Source organism: Streptomyces sp. NPDC059255 (assembly GCF_042752355.1).
Taxonomy (GTDB): Bacteria; Actinomycetota; Actinomycetes; order Streptomycetales; family Streptomycetaceae; genus Streptomyces.
Genome location: NZ_JBHYZP010000071.1, coordinates 1 through 17,882 on the forward strand (window position 1 = coordinate 1; position 17,882 = coordinate 17,882).

The 17,882-nt window shown below is 69.3% G+C and carries 14 protein-coding genes; 9 read left to right on the top strand and 5 right to left on the bottom strand.

The window, feature by feature from the left end; genetic code table 11:
• Positions 1-2,688: 2,688 nt before the first annotated feature.
• Positions 2,689-3,450, top strand: a complete 762-nt coding sequence (locus tag ACFXKG_RS40320) for a ParA family protein (RefSeq protein WP_384850320.1) — start codon at positions 2,689-2,691, stop codon at positions 3,448-3,450.
• Positions 3,447-3,989: a hypothetical protein gene (locus ACFXKG_RS40325; RefSeq protein ID WP_384850323.1), complete on the top strand. Its 543-nt coding sequence runs from the start codon at positions 3,447-3,449 to the stop codon at positions 3,987-3,989. The genes ACFXKG_RS40320 and ACFXKG_RS40325 overlap by 4 nt, the downstream gene beginning before the upstream one ends.
• 54 nt (positions 3,990-4,043) lie before the next feature.
• On the opposite strand, the gene ACFXKG_RS40330 is transcribed toward ACFXKG_RS40325, so the two are convergent.
• Positions 4,044-4,319, bottom strand: coding sequence for a hypothetical protein (locus tag ACFXKG_RS40330; protein WP_384850325.1), 276 nt, complete (start codon positions 4,317-4,319; stop codon positions 4,044-4,046).
• 1,064 nt (positions 4,320-5,383) lie between these two features.
• On the opposite strand from ACFXKG_RS40330, the gene ACFXKG_RS40335 reads away from it, so the two are divergent.
• On the top strand, positions 5,384-5,590 hold the full coding sequence (locus ACFXKG_RS40335) for a hypothetical protein (RefSeq protein ID WP_384850328.1): 207 nt from the start codon (positions 5,384-5,386) through the stop codon (positions 5,588-5,590).
• A 1,138-nt stretch (positions 5,591-6,728) separates the two neighbouring features.
• Here the strand turns inward: ACFXKG_RS40335 and ACFXKG_RS40340 are convergent.
• The 4 genes from ACFXKG_RS40340 to ACFXKG_RS40355 all read right to left on the bottom strand — a co-directional run bounded on the left by ACFXKG_RS40340 (position 6,729) and on the right by ACFXKG_RS40355 (position 10,762).
• Positions 6,729-7,088 carry a hypothetical protein gene (locus ACFXKG_RS40340; protein ID WP_384850331.1) on the bottom strand — a complete coding sequence of 120 codons (360 nt, stop codon included), beginning with the start codon at positions 7,086-7,088 and terminating at the stop codon, positions 6,729-6,731.
• A gap of 128 nt (positions 7,089-7,216) precedes the next feature.
• Positions 7,217-8,593, bottom strand: a complete 1,377-nt coding sequence (locus ACFXKG_RS40345) for a replicative DNA helicase (protein WP_384850334.1) — start codon at positions 8,591-8,593, stop codon at positions 7,217-7,219.
• Between the two features lie 82 nt (positions 8,594-8,675).
• Positions 8,676-9,620, bottom strand: coding sequence for a helix-turn-helix domain-containing protein (locus ACFXKG_RS40350; RefSeq protein WP_384850337.1), 945 nt, complete (start codon positions 9,618-9,620; stop codon positions 8,676-8,678).
• Between the two features lie 401 nt (positions 9,621-10,021).
• On the bottom strand, positions 10,022-10,762 hold the full coding sequence (locus tag ACFXKG_RS40355; RefSeq protein ID WP_384850340.1) for a GntR family transcriptional regulator: 741 nt from the start codon (positions 10,760-10,762) through the stop codon (positions 10,022-10,024).
• Between the two features lie 561 nt (positions 10,763-11,323).
• Between ACFXKG_RS40355 and ACFXKG_RS40360 the strand changes: the two genes are divergently transcribed.
• The 6 genes from ACFXKG_RS40360 to ACFXKG_RS40385 all read left to right on the top strand — a co-directional run bounded on the left by ACFXKG_RS40360 (position 11,324) and on the right by ACFXKG_RS40385 (position 17,695).
• Positions 11,324-11,947: a hypothetical protein gene (locus tag ACFXKG_RS40360; protein WP_384850343.1), complete on the top strand. Its 624-nt coding sequence runs from the start codon at positions 11,324-11,326 to the stop codon at positions 11,945-11,947.
• 20 nt (positions 11,948-11,967) lie between these two features.
• Complete coding sequence (locus tag ACFXKG_RS40365) at positions 11,968-12,414, top strand: hypothetical protein (protein ID WP_384850346.1); 447 nt, start codon at positions 11,968-11,970, stop codon at positions 12,412-12,414.
• Complete coding sequence (locus ACFXKG_RS40370) at positions 12,414-13,154, top strand: hypothetical protein (protein WP_384850349.1); 741 nt, start codon at positions 12,414-12,416, stop codon at positions 13,152-13,154. Before ACFXKG_RS40365 ends, ACFXKG_RS40370 begins: the two co-directional genes overlap by 1 nt.
• A 137-nt stretch (positions 13,155-13,291) precedes the next feature.
• Positions 13,292-13,531 (top strand): hypothetical protein, encoded by a 240-nt coding sequence (locus ACFXKG_RS40375; RefSeq protein ID WP_384850352.1) that lies wholly within the window; start codon positions 13,292-13,294, stop codon positions 13,529-13,531.
• 787 nt (positions 13,532-14,318) lie between these two features.
• A complete protein-coding gene (locus tag ACFXKG_RS40380) occupies positions 14,319-15,512 on the top strand; it encodes a hypothetical protein (RefSeq protein WP_384850354.1) in 1,194 nt (397 codons plus the stop codon).
• A gap of 974 nt (positions 15,513-16,486) precedes the next feature.
• Entirely contained in the window at positions 16,487-17,695 is a 1,209-nt protein-coding gene (locus tag ACFXKG_RS40385; RefSeq protein ID WP_384850357.1) for a helix-turn-helix domain-containing protein, read from the top strand.
• Positions 17,696-17,882: the final 187 nt, after the last annotated feature.

The following is a 17,882-nucleotide window of genomic DNA, read 5'->3' on the forward strand; positions in this document are numbered from 1 at the left end:
GCACCCACCCACGGACACCACCTGACGGACCATCAGGACCCCCAGACGAATACCATCGGTCGCCACAAACACCGAAAACAGACTCTGCACACCCCGGCCATAAACAAAGAGAACCCCCGAACAAAAACACGCCTGAACTTCGTGTGTTGCACTTCAGAAAGGCGGTTCATCGTCGGAGTAGTTTTTTTGCCCTTGATTAGCCGTCGGCCAACCTCTTGGACTCTGCTGCTGGCCACCGCTTGCTCCCGGCCACGCCCCTGGACGTCTGGTTGGCTGCTGCGAAGCGGGCTCGGGATCGGGGGTTGCCGGGGTTGAGCCGTCCAGCGCTACGCCTTCAACGGCGTCGTTCCAGAGGTCGCGAATGTACTCGCGAAGGTTCCGAAGGTCCGGGTTGTGCTCCTCTGGAAATCGGTAGTACGTGGGGTCCAGATCCGTCAGCTCGCAGAGGACTTGGTGGACCGCGCGGACCGTCGACCAGGTGCTCGTGGTTTCGCCCTTCAGGAGCCGGCGGACCGTCTCGCGGCTGACCTCCACCACTTCCCGGCCCTTGACCTCCCGGCTCAGCCTTGCGATCCGGGCCGGGGAGGGCCGTCCCGCGTTACGAAAATGGACATGCAGCTCGCTGACGAACGTCCGCAGAGGACCGGGCGGAAGCTCATCAACAGGAGGCATACGTAACATTCGAGGCATTTCGAACTCCGACTCTCTAAAGCTCACTTGAGCCCATCAAGCCTAGTGATGCCACGGCATGACACCCATGGAAAACAGGGATAGACACACATTGCCTCACCGACATCTGCTATGGGCCAGCCAAAGCCCAAAGTTGCCCCAGAAGAACCTGGATCACCGCAGGAAAACCTCTTTGAACAAACCCCTGTTTCCGCTGGTCAGAGGGGGTTTCAGGGTGTTCTTCTTGATGTCAGCCGCCCCACTGAGCCGCAAATGTCTCGGTGGGCGGACAACGGCGCGGTCGTCGCCCGAAAACGGCGACGGCCCCCTGTAGGGCAGGGAGCCGTCTGCAGAGGACATCACCACTCGACGAAGGAGCAGCTCATGTCCGATCCCGAGCGTAAGTGCAAGGGTCAGCCTTCGGAAGCCCCCCGGAGACACTGGCCCCGACTTCGCCGCCTCAGGAACGAGGCCGGCATCTACCTCGTCCGAGGAGCCGCCACCGCTATGGGTGGCGCACTCGTGACCTACGGCGCCTTCTGGTTCCAGACGCGCGTCTGAAGCCCTGCGAATCTCGCCGCGTGGGCGGCCCCCTCACCAGGAGGCCGCCCACCGCCGTGGGCCGTGTCCGGACTACGGGTCCCGCTCCTTCTTCCGCACAACGGCGGCGGGGCTGCCCGCTCCCGGCCGCGCGCGGCTCGCCGACGCGCGCGGGGGACTCCTCGGGCGCCCGGTCCCCCGCAGCGCTCCCTGCGCCCCGCCCGCTTCCTTCCCGCCCTTCTTCTTCCGGGTGGCGGTCGTGGGGTGCTCTGAGGGGGATGTCAGACCCCCGACCACGCTTCTGCGGGGGTGGTGACCTGCGCGAACGTCGGAAGATCGTGCGGGGGTGCGCAACAGTTGTCGCAACCTCCTGGCGCAACCTCCAGCGCAACTCCCTGGCGCAACCCTTGTCGCAACAGATGTTGCCGCCGGGCGCCGCGTACGAGGTGGCCGGGCGCTCCCGGAACGCGGAGCGACCGGCCGTCCGGGGACCCGTCCCGGGCCGCGTACGGCTGTGAGCTGCGGTGGTCGGGCTCGTGGTCGGCTCCCACCGGAGGCCCGACCAGGGGCGAGCGTCGGCCCGGCGGCGCAGGCCGGCCCCCGGGTCCGGGTGTTCGTCCCGCCCGCGCCGCCAGGACCTCCACCTCTTCGTACGGCTACCGCGTACAAAGAGGTGTCGGCGGCGTTGCGCGGCTTGCCCACGGGGTCTGACCTGCATAAACACGGCACCGGTAGATGAGGGGGCTCCCACCTCCGGCCACACCCCCGGTGCGCCTCTGATTCCCCCGGTGGAGCCAACGGTGGAGGCAACCCCTGGTCCAACCCCCACGGCCACCGGCCACCGGGGCGGCGCCGTCCCGCCGTCACGGGCTTGCCCACCCGCAGCGCGACGGCTTGCCCAGCGCCACCAGGGGCTTGCCCTAGCGCTGGACTAACCCGATCAGCCAGTCCCCAGCCGTCGCGGCGATGAACGCGCCGACCCCGTAGGCCACGCCCAGCGCCAGGCGCCAGGCGAGCACCCGCGCCCGACGGCGGTACACCGGCCTCTCGGGGGGCTGCACCGCGGGGACGGTCCCCGTAGAGTTCGACATGTCGGTTCCTTTCAGCAGGGATGACGACTACACGGAAAGCCACCGCCCGACAGACCTCGCCCACCGAGGTCGGGCGGTGGCTTTCCGTGTTCACCATACCTTGGATTCGAAGACACAGGGCAGCCTTGTCCTATAAATACCCACTGTTATCAGCACCTCACTCGTAGATTCGAAGGTTGATTGGCTGCAGGGTGATCGCTTCCAAGGCTTTGCAACCGGGTGCCATGCGACAGTCCAAGGAGATTTCCGGGCAGAACCTTCGAAGCATGTGCCCAGCACCACCGGGGGCTCGCCCATCTCGTGTTGCATGGCTTCACGGATTCGCGGAGCCGTGGGGCCGTGGGGCCACGACAGGCCCGTAGGCTGCGTGTTCGTGGATATTTTCGCGATGACGAACCAGAAGGGTGGGGTCGGTAAGACGGCCAACACCATCAATTTGGGGGCGGCCCTGGCGGAGTCGGGCCGGCGGGTGCTGCTGGTCGACTTCGACCCGCAGGGCCACCTCTCCGACGCGCTCGGCACCGGGGAGTCCCCCGACGACCGCACGCTGCGCGGCTACCTCCTGGGGGAATGGTCGGGCGACCCGCGCCAGATCGTGGTCACCCACCGGGACCGGCTGGACGTGCTGCCCACCAACGTGGACATGAGCCTGCTGGAGCGCGGGCTCTACATGCAGAACAACCGCGAACGGCGCCTGGCCCGGCTGCTGGACCGGTTCGAAGACGACTACGACACCTGCGTCATCGACTGCGCCCCCTCGCTCGGGGTCATCACCGACTGCGCGCTGATGGCCGCCCGCCGGCGGCCGGGGCGCCGCGGCGGCGTCATCGTGCCCGTGGAGGCCGAGGACTCCAGCATCCGCGCGCTGCGCCTCCTGCTGCGCCAGATCGGTCTGCTGAGCGCGGAGATGGACATCGACCTGGACGTGCTCGGGCTCGTGCCCTCACGCATCGACATGCGCGACGGCGACATCGTCACCTCGACCCTGGAAGCGTTCCGCGGCCTCGGTGAGCCGCCCGTGATCGCGGAGATCAAGAAGCGCGCCGAGGTCCGCAAGGCGTGGCGCTCCAAGGTGTCGGTCCTGGAGTACGCGCCCAAAGCAGATGTGTCCAACTGGTACCGCGATCTGGCGAAGAAGGTCTACGCATGAACGCCCACAAGACCACGCCTCCCCCGGACATGGGAGGCGTGAAAGACGACTGGGAACGCGCACGAACCGCACGCCAACGCGCGGAAAACCAGCAGCTCAACGGCACGGAGCCCCCACCTCGTGAGGCCACGGAGCCACGGCCCCACGACTCCACGGCTCCAGGAGACCACGGCTCCACGGGGCCGGGGAGCCACGGAGCCACGGAGCCGCAGGGCCACGGAGCCACGGAGCCGGGGAGCCATGAAGCCACAGAGGCGGAGGACCCGGCCCCGGCGCCGGAGCGGAAGGCCCCGGTACGGCGGCGCCAGCCGCCCGGCCGCCGCGCAGCTCCCCGCGCCGCCGACGCCGTCTCGCTGACCGTGCGCGTCGCCCCCGAGGAAGCCCCGTACATCGACGCCCTGGTCCTCGCGCTGCGCATGGAAACCGGGATCCGGCTCGACAAGAGCGAAGTCATCCGCGCGCTGCTCCGGCTCACCGAGATGGAGAACGGCCCCGTACGCCGCGCCCTGGTCCGCCACCTCAAGACCACCGCCCGCTGACCCGCACGATCCGGTGCGGGGCCGTACGCACAGCCCCGCACCGGCAATCCGGCATCACCGGCGCAGCGCGGCGTAGAGGCCGCCCAGGGTTCCCAGGACAGCGAGCGCGATGCCAAGGGGCTCCCTGACTGCGGGGTGCTCGTACGCGAGGTAGGCGGGGAAGGCGCAGGCGAGCAGCACGACCAGGCCCCCGAACAGCACCCGGTCGGGCGTCAGTCCGGCCGGGGCCGGGGCGGCAGCGGGGGCCGGCGGGCGGTGGTCCGGGCAGGCCCCCGGGGTGGGCTCGGGCTCGGGAGCGGACGGGGTGTTCGGAACGGTCGGGGCGGACATCAGTACCTCCGGTGGATCGGGCCGTACGGACGGATCGCCGTACGGGCGGGGCGGAGCATGGAGTGCTCCCACCCCTTGCGTCGCGGGCAGCGGCCCGGACAGGAAGCAGGCGGACCCGTCTTCAGGCGGCGGGGCCCTTTGGTGTGGCGGGCAGCAGGATGCGGCGGCGCGGGGTTAGCCCCGCAAGCCCGGCCCCGAACCGCGTGTTCACGCGGTCTGACCTGCGGTTTTCCCGGACATCAGGCGCCCCGGTTCTCGAATGGCGCGCCGGGGACCGGTAGTCGGGGCAGGCAACCGGCGACGGGGTCGGCTCCTACAACGGGTCCAGGGAGTCGAACGCCTTCACCCCAGGTCAGAGGCGGGTCATTGCCTCAGAACCTCCCAACGCCCCTACCTTGCGAAAGAGTTATGGGGCGATATGTCCAGCTTGTGACGCGTACGTGACGCAGATCACAGGTGAGGGGCAGGCGGGTGCCCGGTCCTGCGGGCCGTACCGGGGCCCGGCCGCGGCGCCGGGGAAGCCCTACCGGTGTCACGGAACGTAGCGGCGGGGCGGCGCGAGGCGAAGCGAGGCGAGCGGAAAACCCCCGGTAGACCCCCGCCCGGGCCGCCCCGGCGGGCGGGGGAGGGGTGTTCGCGCCTGCTTCGCCTCGCCTCGCTTCGCCTCGCCGCTACGTTCCGTGACACCGAGCGTGCCGACTGCCCGCCCGTTCGGAGGGTGGGGCCAGAACTTCCCGTTCCTCCCGGGGTGTCTGTAAGCACGTAAATGGGCTCCGCCGCCAGGAGCACGGCCTGGTGCTCGCGCCCGCCGGAAGTTCACCGCTTCGCACGCGCACGACACGCGCGCGCCTCGGGAGCTCCCGGAGCACGGGGCCGGGGCGGTGAAGAAGAGCTCCGCTTCGGGCCCCGGATCCGCGCCCCGGCCGTTCACTCCCTCGTGTGAACCGCCGGGCGCCCCACACGCGCGCATGTACGCGCGCGTGTTGCGACCCCGGATTCATCACGCCCGGCCGGTGATGATGAACCGGTGAACCGGGCGCCGTACGGCGCCGGAGGATCGGCGGATGACCCTCACCCGCCGCCCGCTGGGCACCGGACCGGACCGGGCCGCACTGTCCCGCACGCGAGACACCGACCCGCCCTCCGCGCCGCGCGGACGGCTCGCCGCCGAACGCATCGAGGACGCCGTGCCCGTACCAGCCGCCGCCGGAGTGCCGGCCGCGCCGCCCGACCGACGCCGCGCCCTCGGCACCGGCCCCGCCGGGCTGTGACCGCGGCTGTGACCGGAGCTGTGACACAGCGGCTGTGACAGCCCGTTCCGGGCCGCCCCGTACGGGAGCGCGCCCTCACGCGTGCGGGGCAGCACTCGCCTGGCCGATCCGGCGCCCATCACCGGCGCCCCGCCCTCACGCCTCACGCGTGCGAGCGCGTCACCACGCGTGCGGGAAACCGCGTGGGCGGGCGGCACGCCCGACACGCCACACGCGCGGCACGCGTTGGACCGTTACTTCCTTACTCCTCACCACCCCGGAACGCCGGGCCGAACCCTCCTGGGGCGCCTGATCCGGCGGTCCGGGGCGCGCCGGTAAGGAGTAAGTAACCCTGCTCGCCGCGCGGCCGCGGGCGGGTGGCGGGTGGTCGCGCTCCTGGTCGCGTCTCCGGTCGCGGCTCTGGTCGCCCTTCTGGTCGCGGTCCTGGTCGCGCTTCTGGTCGCACCGAGCGCCGTCCGGCACGCGGGCCGGACACGGGCTCCGACCTGCTGGACAAGGGGCACCCGGGCGGGCCGCCGGGGCGCCGACTACTTCCCTGGGACGCCCTTCGCCGCACCGCCGCCGACGTCCCCGCCCCGTATCTGCCCGGGATCCGCCGGCCATCTGCCGGACGGCCGGGATCTGCCCGACGCGGGCAGATCGCCACCAGCCCGGACGGATCGGCCGGATCAAACCCGCACCCCCGCCCCGGTCCCGCAGCAGCCGCGGTTCCGGGCACGCGCCGACGCGAGCGCTCGGTAACCTCGGAGCGGGCGGCCCCTGGGCCAAGTCCACCGGGGTGGACTTGCGCATGACCGAGCCGCCCCGGGGGCTCCGCGTGGCGGTGGCGGTCACCACCACCGCATCCCGCCCCGGGCCCTGCGGCAGCCGCTAGCAGCGCTGCTAGACCTAGCACCCCCCGCCGCTAGACGCAGGGCGCTGACCAGGGCTTCTAGCACCTAGCAGCCCTCACAGAACGCCCGTTGGCCGGGGAAAACGGCCTGGGAGCACGGCCTCACAGGGTGCTAGACCCGCAACCCCCGTCAACGGGAAGCGCTGTACGGCGATCTGACGGCCGAACGGAAGCCGCCCCGCCGGGAGAGACCCGGGCGGGGCGGAAGTGCGGGAGATCGCTGTACAGGCGTCTTCCCGGGGGTGGTCAGCGGATCGGCTGGTTGTCCCGGAACGTCTGATCCGGCGTCACAGCGGGAGGGCCTGTGCCCGGATCGCGGCCTTCGCCGCTTCGATCTCCGCCCGCGTCGGGGGCTGCCCGGCCGGCCTCCGACCAGTCCCGGGCCAGCTCCAGGTACTCGTTGCCCCGGTCCCTGAACACCGGCGGCACCACGCCGCGGTTCAAGCCGTGCCACAGACTCCAGGCCGCGTGGCTGGCCGCGTACATCGCGGCGTTGGCCAACGGTTCCAGTTGCCGCCCGCCGCGCCGCCGCAGGGCGTCCAGCCGCGCCACGACCGCCAGCAGCTCGCCGTAAGCCTGCTCGTATGCCCGTTCCAGGTCATCCATCGGTGCTCCCGCCGGTCAAAACGGCTGTACGCCGCCGTGAGCGCGATTCTCGGGCCCGGCGGCCCGGACGGGCGGCAGCGACACGAACGGCGCTCACAGCGGCGTACAGGCGTCTTCCTGGCGGCCTGTCAGGTGTGGGCCATGTCCACGAAGCGGCTGTAGTGGAGCTGCGCGGCGACGGTCACCCGGGCCACCGGCCCGAACCTGTTCTTCTCGACCTTGAGGTCGACCTCACCGGCCCGCGCCGACTCCCGCTCTTCCGCGTCCGGCCGCTCGATCTTGATCACGACCGACGCGTCGTTCTTGATGGCCCGTGACTCGCGCATCAGGCCGTCGTCGTTGAGCTGCGACAGGGCGATGACGTGGCAGTCCAGCTCGACGGACAGGTTCTTCAGGCCCCGGGAAACCGACGCGACCGCCTGTTCGCGGGTGATGCTGCGGGACTGCTCGACCTCCACGAGCTGGAGGTAGTCGACCACCAGGAGCGCGAGGCCGCCCGCGCGGGCGCAGGCCCGCGCCGCCGACGCGATGTCCCCCAGCGACGCGCCCTCGGGCCGGTAGACCCGCAGCGGCAGCGACCGGAACAGCTCCGGCCCCAGGCGCCTGACGGTCTCCCAGCCCTCCGCGGTGAGACCGCCCTGGAGCGTCAGGTGGTGCAGCGGGATCTTCCCCTCGGCCGCCGCGATCTTCTGCATCAGCTCGTTGGCGCTCATCTCCAGCGAGGAGAACATCACCGGCGCGCCCGTCTTCGCCGCCGCCACGGCCGCGTTCAGCGCGAACGTCGACTTCCCCACCCCGGACGCCGCCCCCACCACGCTCACGTTGCCCGGCCGCATCCCCGACGTCAGCGCGTCCAGGTCCGCGAACCCGTACGGCAGGCCGGCCTTCCGGCCGTCCTGGACGTCCTCCAGGTCCGCGACGAAGTCGAGGTACAGGTCCCCGACCACCGGCGGCGCCTCGTGCAGGCCCGGCGTCCCCGCCACGATCGCGGTCAGCTGCTGCTCCACCAGCTCGCGGACCTCGTCCTCGTCACCGGCCTCGCTGTAGGCGAACTCCACGATCCGCTGCGCCGACTCGATCACCGCCCGCCGGTACGCCTTGGCCCGCACGATCTCCGCGTAGTGCGCGCCGTTCGCGGCGGTCGGCACCGCCTGCACACAGGCGTGCAGATAGGTGGCGCCGCCGACGCGGGCCAGCTCACCGCGCCGCGTCAGCTCGGCGGCCACCGTGATCGCGTCCACGGGCTCACCCGCCGCGTGCAGGTCGACCACCGCCCGGTGGACCACCGCGTGCGCGGGCCGGTAGTACTCCCCCGCGACGATGCCCGTCGCGAGGATCTCGCCGAAGAACCGGGCGCTGCTGCCCGGACTCCCCGACAGCAGCAGCGCCCCGATCACCGACTGCTCCGCATCGAGGTCCTGCGGCGGCACCCGCGTGAACCCGGCCGGCCCGCCGTCGCCGGGGACGTCGTGGTGGTGCTGGGCGGGAATGCTGGTGGTGGACACTGAGGGATCTCCTGTTCGGTTCAGGCGTTCAGGGGAAAATCGCGGGCCGCTCCCGGGCATGGGAGCGGCCCGCACCGGCTTGTCAGACCGGCACGGCCATCGCGCAGTCCATGCACCCGTCCCGATACCGGGCCGGATGATCCGGACACCGCTCACGACCACCACCACCCGACGGACCGGCCTGGCCCGGCAGCCTGTGCCGCGGATGCTGAGCGTGCTGCACCAAGTCCCGGTAACCCAGCGCGGGCATCTCCGCCGCCCGCTCACACAGCCACTCCAGCGCGTACACGCCGGTCGCCAGCAGCGACACCGCCTGCGCCCGCAACTCCTGCCGCGCACCGTTCAGCAGCGGACGACCCAGCGCCCGGACATACGCCTCCACCACCACGTCAGCCCCCGACCCCTCCGGCGCAGCCGCCTCTCTCTCTCGCTCTTGGGGCTGCGGGGACGGCTGCGAGCCGAACGCGCCAGCGGGGACAGAGAAGAGAGAGTTCAAATCCTTAGAACTATTGGTGCTCGATTTGAACACCCGTGAGAGATCGATTTGAACACCCGTGGCGGGTGATTCCTTCAACGGGTGCTCAGATCGAGCACCCGTTGACCTGCGCTTTTTCTGCGGGTGTTCAGATCGAGCACCCGTGGCGCGGGCAGGCTTCGACGGGTGCTCAGATCGAGCACCCGTGGTCGTGACGCGGCAGAGATCGCCCACGCTGTGGCGGCCCGGGCAGCCTGCCTCGTGCCCGCCCGCCAGGTCGTAGACCGGGGGCCGGCGGTCCGCCCGAAGATGACTCACCAGCTCCGGGTCACCCGGCAGGAGCGCGCCCCCTGCCTTCAGCCGCCGCAGGTGCTTCAGCACCGTCGACTCACCCATCAGGCACTCGCCCGCCAGCGTCTCCGCCGAGGCATAGCAGCCCCGCATATCGCCGTTCGTGTGGTTCGCCACCCGGATCAGCACCAGCAGCTCCCCACCGTTCTTGCACTGCTTGATGCCGACCTCGTCCACCCACGTCTGCGCCTGGTAGCTCACCGAGCCACCCCCGCCCCGACCTGCGCGGATGCCTGTCCATGTGGTGCTGTACCGGTACTGCGTCGTACGCTCATCAGTGAGCGCACCTCCTGGTTCCTTGATCCGAGCTGGAGGGCTTCTCCGTTCGGGGTGGCGACCCCGGGTGGACCTGCGGGCCCCGCCATCTGGCGGGGCCTGTTGCGTTAGGCGTCATCCTTTTGGAATCTGCCTGTGGATAAAGCCTTGCTCCCGACATTAGATGGCGATTAGAAGCGGATGATTCGAGCGTTGAACGAGAGCATCTTGCGATTACCTGGAGTGTGCGGATCGTTTGCCGATTAACGGAAAATTGCGAAATGGATTTCCCGTTAATTCGGCCTCTTTTCGCTTGGAGGCTTTCTCTCATCACGCCGATTGGTCGTTTACTCGGCATTCCCCTGAGGGTTTAGCTGCGTGGCCCATCGGAGAATTGTTGCTCCCCCAGCAATTTTGACGGCCACCTCAACTACTCGACCATCTGCCAGATGAACCGTACGGACTACCTGAGTTACAACTACGTCTCCGGCAGTGAGGCCAAGAGCTGTCTTTTCCGACTCTGTGGCAAGGCGAGAGGTGACTTCCTCCAGCACATGGTCCTGAGCTATCCCCAGCCGCTCCGCTGCTAGCTCGCGCGATCCTCCGGTCGACACGGGCTCGGCCAGCTCGGGCGTAACGGCGATCACATAAGCCGGGTAGTACGAGCTGCTGTAGTGCACCGGAGCACCGTTTCGGCTGACGAGACGTCGGCGTACGTGGACGGGGGTGCCAGGGGACACGTCGAGGCGCGGGGCGACCAGCTCGTCTGCCCCGACCGTCCCGACTTCCACGATGCGGGAGGTCTCGCCGCCACCGAGGGCCTTGCCCGTGGACTCGTGCAAGCGGACCCGGGCGGCGATGTTGTTGCTGATCGGTCCGGCGACGACCGTTCCAACACCGGCCTTCGGGAGGGTCAAACCCTCCATCTTGAGCACGCGGTACGCGCGGTTGGCGGTTGTGTTTGCCACGCCGAAGTGCTCGCAGACCTGCCGCAGCGACGGCATCGTGTCGCCCGGCCTGAGCGTTCCGTCCTGAATCTGCTGGCGGTAGTGCGCAGCGATTTCCGCGTATCCGATCGTCTCGGGCATACCGGTCTCCCTCCTGGCGTCTGGCGCTGCGCCCCTTCCGAGTGCAGCGGTACACGTACGAGGCTAGACCACGTGAACTTATAGCGCTACTAGTAGCGCTCATGGGGGATGGTGGTCTACCTTGATGGAGGCGCCAGCGCCTGCCAGACGGCGGCTGAAGGTGTCACAGGTCTGACCTGCGCAAACGCAGACGCCCGGTCGGTGCTCCAACACCGACCGGGCGGCGATCCGGGCGCTCCAACGCCCGGACCGCTGTCGGGCCAATCCACAGGTTGAAGGCAGAGAGGGGACCGACGTGTCGATGGTCGCAGGATCGGGGGGAAGGTGGTGGCGTCCGCCGGCCTCCGTCGTGATGACGCGGACGCTGTTGCCGACGCGGCGCTGGGAGTCGTCCGCCGTGGCGGTGCCCACCAGGCTCCCCGCCGGTTTCGTCCGTACGGTGCCTGCGCGGGCCGCGGTCGTCCGTATGGCGCCGGGTGCTGATGAGCTTCGGGTCCGCGTGTGGTTGCTCCGTCGTGGCGTGTTCGGGGTGGCCCGGTGACGACCGACCAGATTCCGCCCATGCCGTCATACGCGCCGACCACCGGGTCGTCGGCTGACGACTGGTGGGACCGGCTGTACGCGGAGGCGGAGACGGCTCCGGCCCCCGAGCCGCGTGTTGTCGCTCCCTCGCGGTCCCGGATTCCGGACTGGTGGAGCGGCCAGCCGGTGGAGCTCGACCCGGCCGCCGAGTCCGAGCTGGTCGCCGACGACGACCAGGAGCACGACGAGCCGGAGGACGTCGAGGCCGAGGAGCCGCAGGATCCGGAGGCGGTCAGCGAGCCGATGCCGGATGCGCCTCCGGCCGCTGTTCCGGCTGCTCCGACCGTGCGGAAGCCGTCGGGCTGGGCTCCGGCCGGTGCGCCGGGGATCAAGCTCAACCCCCGTGCTCAGCGCCTGCTCTACAACGGCTCGGCGGCCGGGCTCGGCTACCTCTTCGGTTTCGGCGGGTGGGTTGAGTCGGCGATCGAGTCGTGCGCCGCCGAGTACTCCGTCACCGGCTCGCTGGTGCTGGCGGCCGGCATCTTTCTGGCGCTCGGTCTGCTGGTCGACCGCCGTACGCGGGGCTGGTGGCCGCCGCTGGCCTGGGTGTGCCGGGCGCCGCTCGCCTCCGCCGTACTCGCCCTCTGCCTCGCTTCGTTCTGATCCTCGAAAGGGACATCACCGTGATCACCATTGCAGCGACCGCCGGTATCCAGGGCGGGCAGATCCTCGGCACCCTCGGTGCGTCCGGTGCGGCGCTGGCCGTGACCGTGATCCTTGTCCTGGGGGTCAAGGGCAAGAAGAAGCTGAAGTTCGATCAGATGCAGGCGGCGATCGTGGGGCTGATCGCCGGGACGCTCTACGCCACGGCGGCCAGCATCTGGAGCACGCCGGGCAACGTGACGGCGGGTCTGGCGCAGGCGATCCAAGGGGGAGTGGGCGGGAACGTCGGGATGGGCGCGATCGCGGTCTGCATCGTCGCGATCATCTACGGCGCCAACCTCAAGCCCAGGACGTCGGCGTTCCTCGGTATCGCGGCCGCGTCCGTGTTCGCGGCGGCCGGTGGTCTGTGGGCGCTGGTCTCCACGGTGCTGGCGTCGGGTCTCAACCAGGTTCTGGGTGTGGCCTGATGTCGGAGATCACCACGGGGGAGCACCCCGTAGAGGAGACCGTGCCCGACTCCCCCGGCGGTATCCGTGCCGAGTTCCGCCCGCTCTTCAGCGGCGGCCACCACGTGCTCATCACCTTCGCGACCGGGTCGGTGGCGCTGGTAGGGCTCGGCTGGGAGTGGCTGGTGTCGGAGGGCTGGCGTACGGCGCTTGAGCGCTCCGGCTACGTGGCGGCCGGCCTCTACGTCGGCGCGACGTTCGTGGGGAAGTCGCCGTTCGTGATGCCGCTCGCGGTGGGCGCCTGGTGCGTGGCCGCGTTCGTGGTCCCCTCCCCCGCCAAGGACAAGACCGCAAAGGGCGCCGTGGCGACCGGGGAGCCGGTCGAGGAGACGGCGGTCGACTCCCCCGTCCCCGACCTGGAGCTGGTCGCGACGCTCATCCGGGAGATCGCGGCGGACAACGGACACAGCGGCACGCACCTGGACGACATTGTCGACACGGGCGAGTTGGGCGACTGGGACAAGGCCGACCTGAGGACCGCGCTCGAAGAGTGGGCGGTCCCGGTCGAGGAATTCAAGCTCCTGTTCGGCGAACGGAAGCGTCAGCGGGTCCGGTTGGGGGTCCGGCTCAAAGCCCTCCCGGACGGGCTCGGGGAGGGAGCCGTGGACGCGGACCGGGAGACCCCCGCCGGGCCCCCCGCCGGGGCCGCTCCGGCCGCCCCCACCGGGGCCGCCAAGACCGGGCCGGAGAGCGGCGGGTAGCCCTCCCCTCCCCCCGCTCCCAGACCCCCCTCAGGGGCCCAGGGTAGGCCGGTAGAAACCGCAGGTCAGCGTTCGTCCTACCGGGCCCCTACCGCCCCGCCTACCTACCGCTCCTACCGAACCGAGAGGCCCGATCCATGAGTTACCGCTACCGCTGCGGAACCTGCCGCGCGACGTCCCCGGCGCTGCCCGGACGCCGTGCCGCGCACGCCGCACGCGACCGCCACCGCGATCAGGTCCACGGCGGACTGGTCCCCGACGGCGAACTGCTCTGGCCCGAGACCGGTCTCACGCTCCCCGCCCGCCGACTGCTGATCGGTCTGGGGATCGGCGGCACGGTCATGGGCGTCTGGAACTGGGTCGCCAGCCACCGCTGACCGGTTGCCTGTCCGCCCGCGGCTCCGGCCGGGGCGGGCAGGGAGTCGGAGACCCTCCGCTCCGCACAAGAACGCCGGAACGCCCCCCTCTACCGCCAAGCAGATAGGGCGTCCCGGCTCCATCCCGAAGGACGGAACCCATCGTGGCATTGAACGACCGAAAGATCAGCATCAAGCCCGGAGGACCGCACGCTGATTCCCGGCACGAGACCACCTATCAGGCGTCGCGCGGCGGGAGCTTCCCGACGTCGGACAGGCCGGTCCCGGGTACGCCGAAGTCGAAGGGCAGCAAGTGATGACGTGCTGCGGACGGCAGATGGATCAGGACGGCCCGCAGCTCGTGTGCCGCAAGTGCGGCTCGTGGTCGCAGCCCGGTACGACGACGGAGGCGGCGCGATGACCCTCCTCCGACTCTTACTCGTACTCGCCGGGGACCAGTGGCAGTGCAACCAGTGCGGAGAGTTCTTCACGGCGCCCCCGCCCGGGGCGCAGACGTGCCCGGGTGGGTGTAAGCGCTGATGGCCGCCGACAAGCCCGAGCTGCCGCAGCGGCCCACCGGGCACGAGCGCGACGGCCGCACCGAGACGCCGACCCCCGCCCGACCCCATCCCCGAGCCCCTCACTAGGGCCACCGGGCTCGCACAACCGGCCGGGAGGGTCCGGGCCACGCGAACAGTTCGTGGTCCGGACCCTCCCGTGCCCTTAGGGGAGTTGCGGTGTTCGCCGTTTACGCCGTCCCCGGCTGGTCCGAACAGTTCGCGAAAAACATCGACGGAGAGTGATGGTTGTGAGTAGGAAGCGCGGGGCTCCGGTGGCTCCGGTGGGGTCGTTGGAGCGGTTGCGGGCCGAGATCCGCGCGGCGGACCGGTTCATCACGACGGTGACGTGGGGCTGCGCGGCCGGGATGGTCCTGTGGTCGATGCTCAACGCGACGCCGTACGTCAGCGCGCACGTGGCCGACGGGTGGGAGAACACGGCGTTCGTGCTGCCGCTGGTGGTGGACATGGCGTTCGTCGGCGCGCTGCGCGCGGATGAGATCGCCTCCCGGCACGACGTGAAGGCCGGGGTATGGCCGGTGCTGCTGCGCCTGTTCACCGGCGCGGCCTCGGTGTTCCTGAACATCGGGCACAGCGTGGAGAAGGGCGACACCACGGGGGTGCTCCAGCACCTGGTGGCGCCCGGGCTGCTCGTGCTCCTGGCGGAGGCCGGCCCCGCGTGGCGGCGGAGCCTGGCGGCGAAGGTGACCGCGGCCGAGCGGGAGGCGGAGCGCGAGGCCGACCGCGCCGACCGCGCGGCCCGGGTGGAGGCGGACCGCCTGGAGGCCGCGCGGCGCGAGGAGGCGGAGCGGCTCCGCGTCCAGGAGCTGGAGGCCGAAGAGCGCCGGCGCCTCCAGCGCATCGAGGACGAGGACCGCCAGGAGGAGCGCGAGGCCCGCCGCGCGAGCGACCGCGCGGCACGGGAGATGGAGGCCAAGCGCCTCGACCTGGAGGGCCGCAAGCTGGAGCTGACCGCCGCCCGCCCCGCTCCCGTACATGTACCTGTCGCGCCTGTCGTGTCCGGCCCCGTGACGGGGGAAACGGGCCTGCAGGCCCGCACAGGGGCCGACAGTGCCGCCCCCGTCGCGCGGCACGCCGACATCCACGCGACAGCGCCACAGGCCCGCACGGAGCCCCTGGCCCCGATCCTCGCCGCCCGCACCGCCCCGGCTGCCGGGACAGTCCACGCTCGGATCGAGAAGGAGCACCAGGACCAGCGGTCCGTCCCGCAGTGCCCGGCCACCCCGCCCAAGGACTGGGAGCACGACGACATCCCCACCGAAGCCGCCCCCGGCATCGCACCCGCGCTGCTCACCGATGAGCAGTCGCGGGCCCGGATCCGGTATGGGCTTGCCCAGGAGTGGACGCAGCGGCGGATCGGGGAGTTCGCGGGCCGCTCCGCGACCACGGTGAACAAGGTGAAGTCGAGCCTGCCGCGGTTGTAGGGGTGAAGAGCAAGAGAGGGCCCCACCATGGATTCTGGTGGGGCCCTCTCGCCGCGGGGGGACGGCTTTACTGCACTGCCCGTGGGGCGTGCGACGACACGGGATGATCCGCAGCCCGAGGTCCTGCCATAGCTTCTCGGTTTTCGCGGAACTTCCGGAGGATCAGGAGCCTTGCCTGGGCCATGGGTTGACCTTGGATCGGCCGAGGACGTATTCCCGAGCGGGTCAGGTCGACAACATGACTTCTCGTGACAAATCGCTCATAAGACCGGTGCTGACGCTGTGTTCGATGGGGCGGAGAGCTGGCCTTGGCAACGAGTTCAGATCGGTAAAAGCCCAGCTCAGAGCCCATTAAGCGTAACAAATCGCCTCGCTGGAAACGAGGTTCGGGCTGGTACACGTAAGATGGAGACCGTTACCTGCTCACCCGGTTGGTGCCTTAAGGACCTATCGAGGAGGGGAGGTGATACCGCTGTCCGAATCGCAGCCCGCCGAGGGCCACGAGGAGGACCCCAGATTCTGGACGCGAGAGCGTCGCCAGCAGCTGGCCTTCGAGGGGCTCTTGCTCCTCATGAGGGTGTTGCAGACATTGGCCGGCGGTGGGTGAGGCTCTAACCTCACCCACCGCTGAGAGTCTGAAGCGGTCCCTGGAGAGGCTCGTGCGTTTTCCGCTGGCCAGCGGCACGGGCCTCTCCTCTTTTTGGTGCTTCAGCGCCCCGACAGCATGGCCAACCAAGGCCTTCTGACGGGTGGTTCTCTCGACTGTGTGGCAGCCAAGTCTTGTGAGCAACTCCTGCAGAGTGCCGGATTGAAGCTCTTAGACGCAACAGTGGCAAATCTAAAGCATACCAGTGGATCGATCTGACCATTGATCATGACACACTGTAATGAACTGGTTGGTCTTCGGTTACCATTCTTCCTGGTTCTAAAGCGTACCGTGTCCTGGTCGCAGAAGTGAGTGGAAGGTGGGTGAGATGGCGCGAGGAACGGGATCTTTCAACGGCGGGGAACTGCGTGCAGCTCGGGTGCAGCAGGGCCTGAGCGCCGAGCGTTTGGCTCGCCTTGTCGGCACAACCAAGTCGATGGTCCTGGCCTACGAGAACGGCAGGACGATTCCGGAGGCCGGCCGGGTGACTGCCCTGGCGGAAGCCCTGAGGTTGCCACCCCGGCGTCTGGTCGTCGGTCGCACGGTCCGTTCGGAACTGAGGATGGTCAAAGCCGCGGAGGAGCTCGGTACGTCTCCCGAAATCGTGCAGGTTCTTCTGGGGGTGGAGGTGATGTCGATGGGCCGCTTCAGACTGATGCACCCGCCTGGGACAGAAAGCCTCAGCGACATCAGGCAGGCGGCAGGGCTGACAGTCGCGGTCGCGGCAAATCGGGCTGGCATCAGTGCCAGCAGCTACCGCGCGATCGAGGTCGACGGGAGGCTGCCCGCCCGCGGATACGGACGATTCCCCGCCCGGCTGGCTGAGGCACTTGGCGCAGCGACTTACGCGGTAACAGCAGCCGTGCGATCCCACCCGGCAGTCCTCGAACGCCTTCTCAGAGCCTCTGCTCTCTTCAGGAGCCTGTTCCTCATGGTGGAAGAGGACCCGCTCTTCATGACCACCACGCACAGTCCTGAGGCCTTGCACATGGCTCAGATCATCCGGCAGCCAGTCGGTCTGCTCTCTCGGGGCATCAACTTCGAGCTATCCAACTACCGCGCTCTCCGCCGACGCCATGCAGAAGCCACTGCCGTAGTTCAATATCCAAGAAATCGCATCATAGTGCCTCGAAATGTTAAAAACTTGGACAGACTGGCGAGGCAGTTGGTCCATGCGCCCGAGCGAGCTGCGGAAAGTCTCTACTGGTCGTTAACACAGTCGTTCACTGCCCGGCAGTGGCGGTCCCTGGCGAACGTGATGGAGAGCATCTCCTCGCAGGCCCGTCCGCACTTCCCATACGTCCTTCCGCCAGAACTGGAGCTGGAGCCCGCTCTGCGCTACAGGCGCCCGAGCAGCGGGCAACCCCTGCTCGTAGCAGACCGGACAGGCCCAGATCCTTCTTATGGACTCACATCGGAAATCGTTCATTTCTACGTAATCCAGAGGCCTCTCTATCTCTTTCTCTACCCCCGAGTCGCGGCGCCAGAAATTCCATTGAGTCAGCGTAAACTTATTTCGACCCGTCGTCCTGTGTAGGTGAAATCCGCCATGGAGTCATGCGCGTAAACCAGCGCTCCCCGAAGACCCCGGAACGTGAATTTGTTCCGGGGCACTCTTCGTTTACGGCTGGGGTGTGCAGAGTCTGTTTTCGGTGTTTGTGGCGACCGATGGTATTCGTCTGGGGGTCCTGATGGTCCGTCAGGTGGTGTCCGTGGGTGGGTGC

What these genes read in the sequence shown, in the direction of transcription:
- ACFXKG_RS40335 (WP_384850328.1), top strand. Translation starts at nt 5,384, where the DNA reads ATGACCCTCACCCGCCGCCCGCTGGGCACCGGACCGGACCGGGCCGCA.
- ACFXKG_RS40375 (WP_384850352.1), top strand. Translation starts at nt 13,292, where the DNA reads ATGAGTTACCGCTACCGCTGCGGAACCTGCCGCGCGACGTCCCCGGCG.
- ACFXKG_RS40340 (WP_384850331.1), bottom strand. Translation starts at nt 7,088, where the DNA reads ATGGATGACCTGGAACGGGCATACGAGCAGGCTTACGGCGAGCTGCTG.
- ACFXKG_RS40360 (WP_384850343.1), top strand. Translation starts at nt 11,324, where the DNA reads ATGCCGTCATACGCGCCGACCACCGGGTCGTCGGCTGACGACTGGTGG.
- ACFXKG_RS40370 (WP_384850349.1), top strand. Translation starts at nt 12,414, where the DNA reads ATGTCGGAGATCACCACGGGGGAGCACCCCGTAGAGGAGACCGTGCCC.
- ACFXKG_RS40325 (WP_384850323.1), top strand. Translation starts at nt 3,447, where the DNA reads ATGAACGCCCACAAGACCACGCCTCCCCCGGACATGGGAGGCGTGAAA.
- ACFXKG_RS40385 (WP_384850357.1), top strand. Translation starts at nt 16,487, where the DNA reads ATGGCGCGAGGAACGGGATCTTTCAACGGCGGGGAACTGCGTGCAGCT.
- ACFXKG_RS40355 (WP_384850340.1), bottom strand. Translation starts at nt 10,762, where the DNA reads ATGCCCGAGACGATCGGATACGCGGAAATCGCTGCGCACTACCGCCAG.
- ACFXKG_RS40330 (WP_384850325.1), bottom strand. Translation starts at nt 4,319, where the DNA reads ATGTCCGCCCCGACCGTTCCGAACACCCCGTCCGCTCCCGAGCCCGAG.
- ACFXKG_RS40320 (WP_384850320.1), top strand. Translation starts at nt 2,689, where the DNA reads ATGACGAACCAGAAGGGTGGGGTCGGTAAGACGGCCAACACCATCAAT.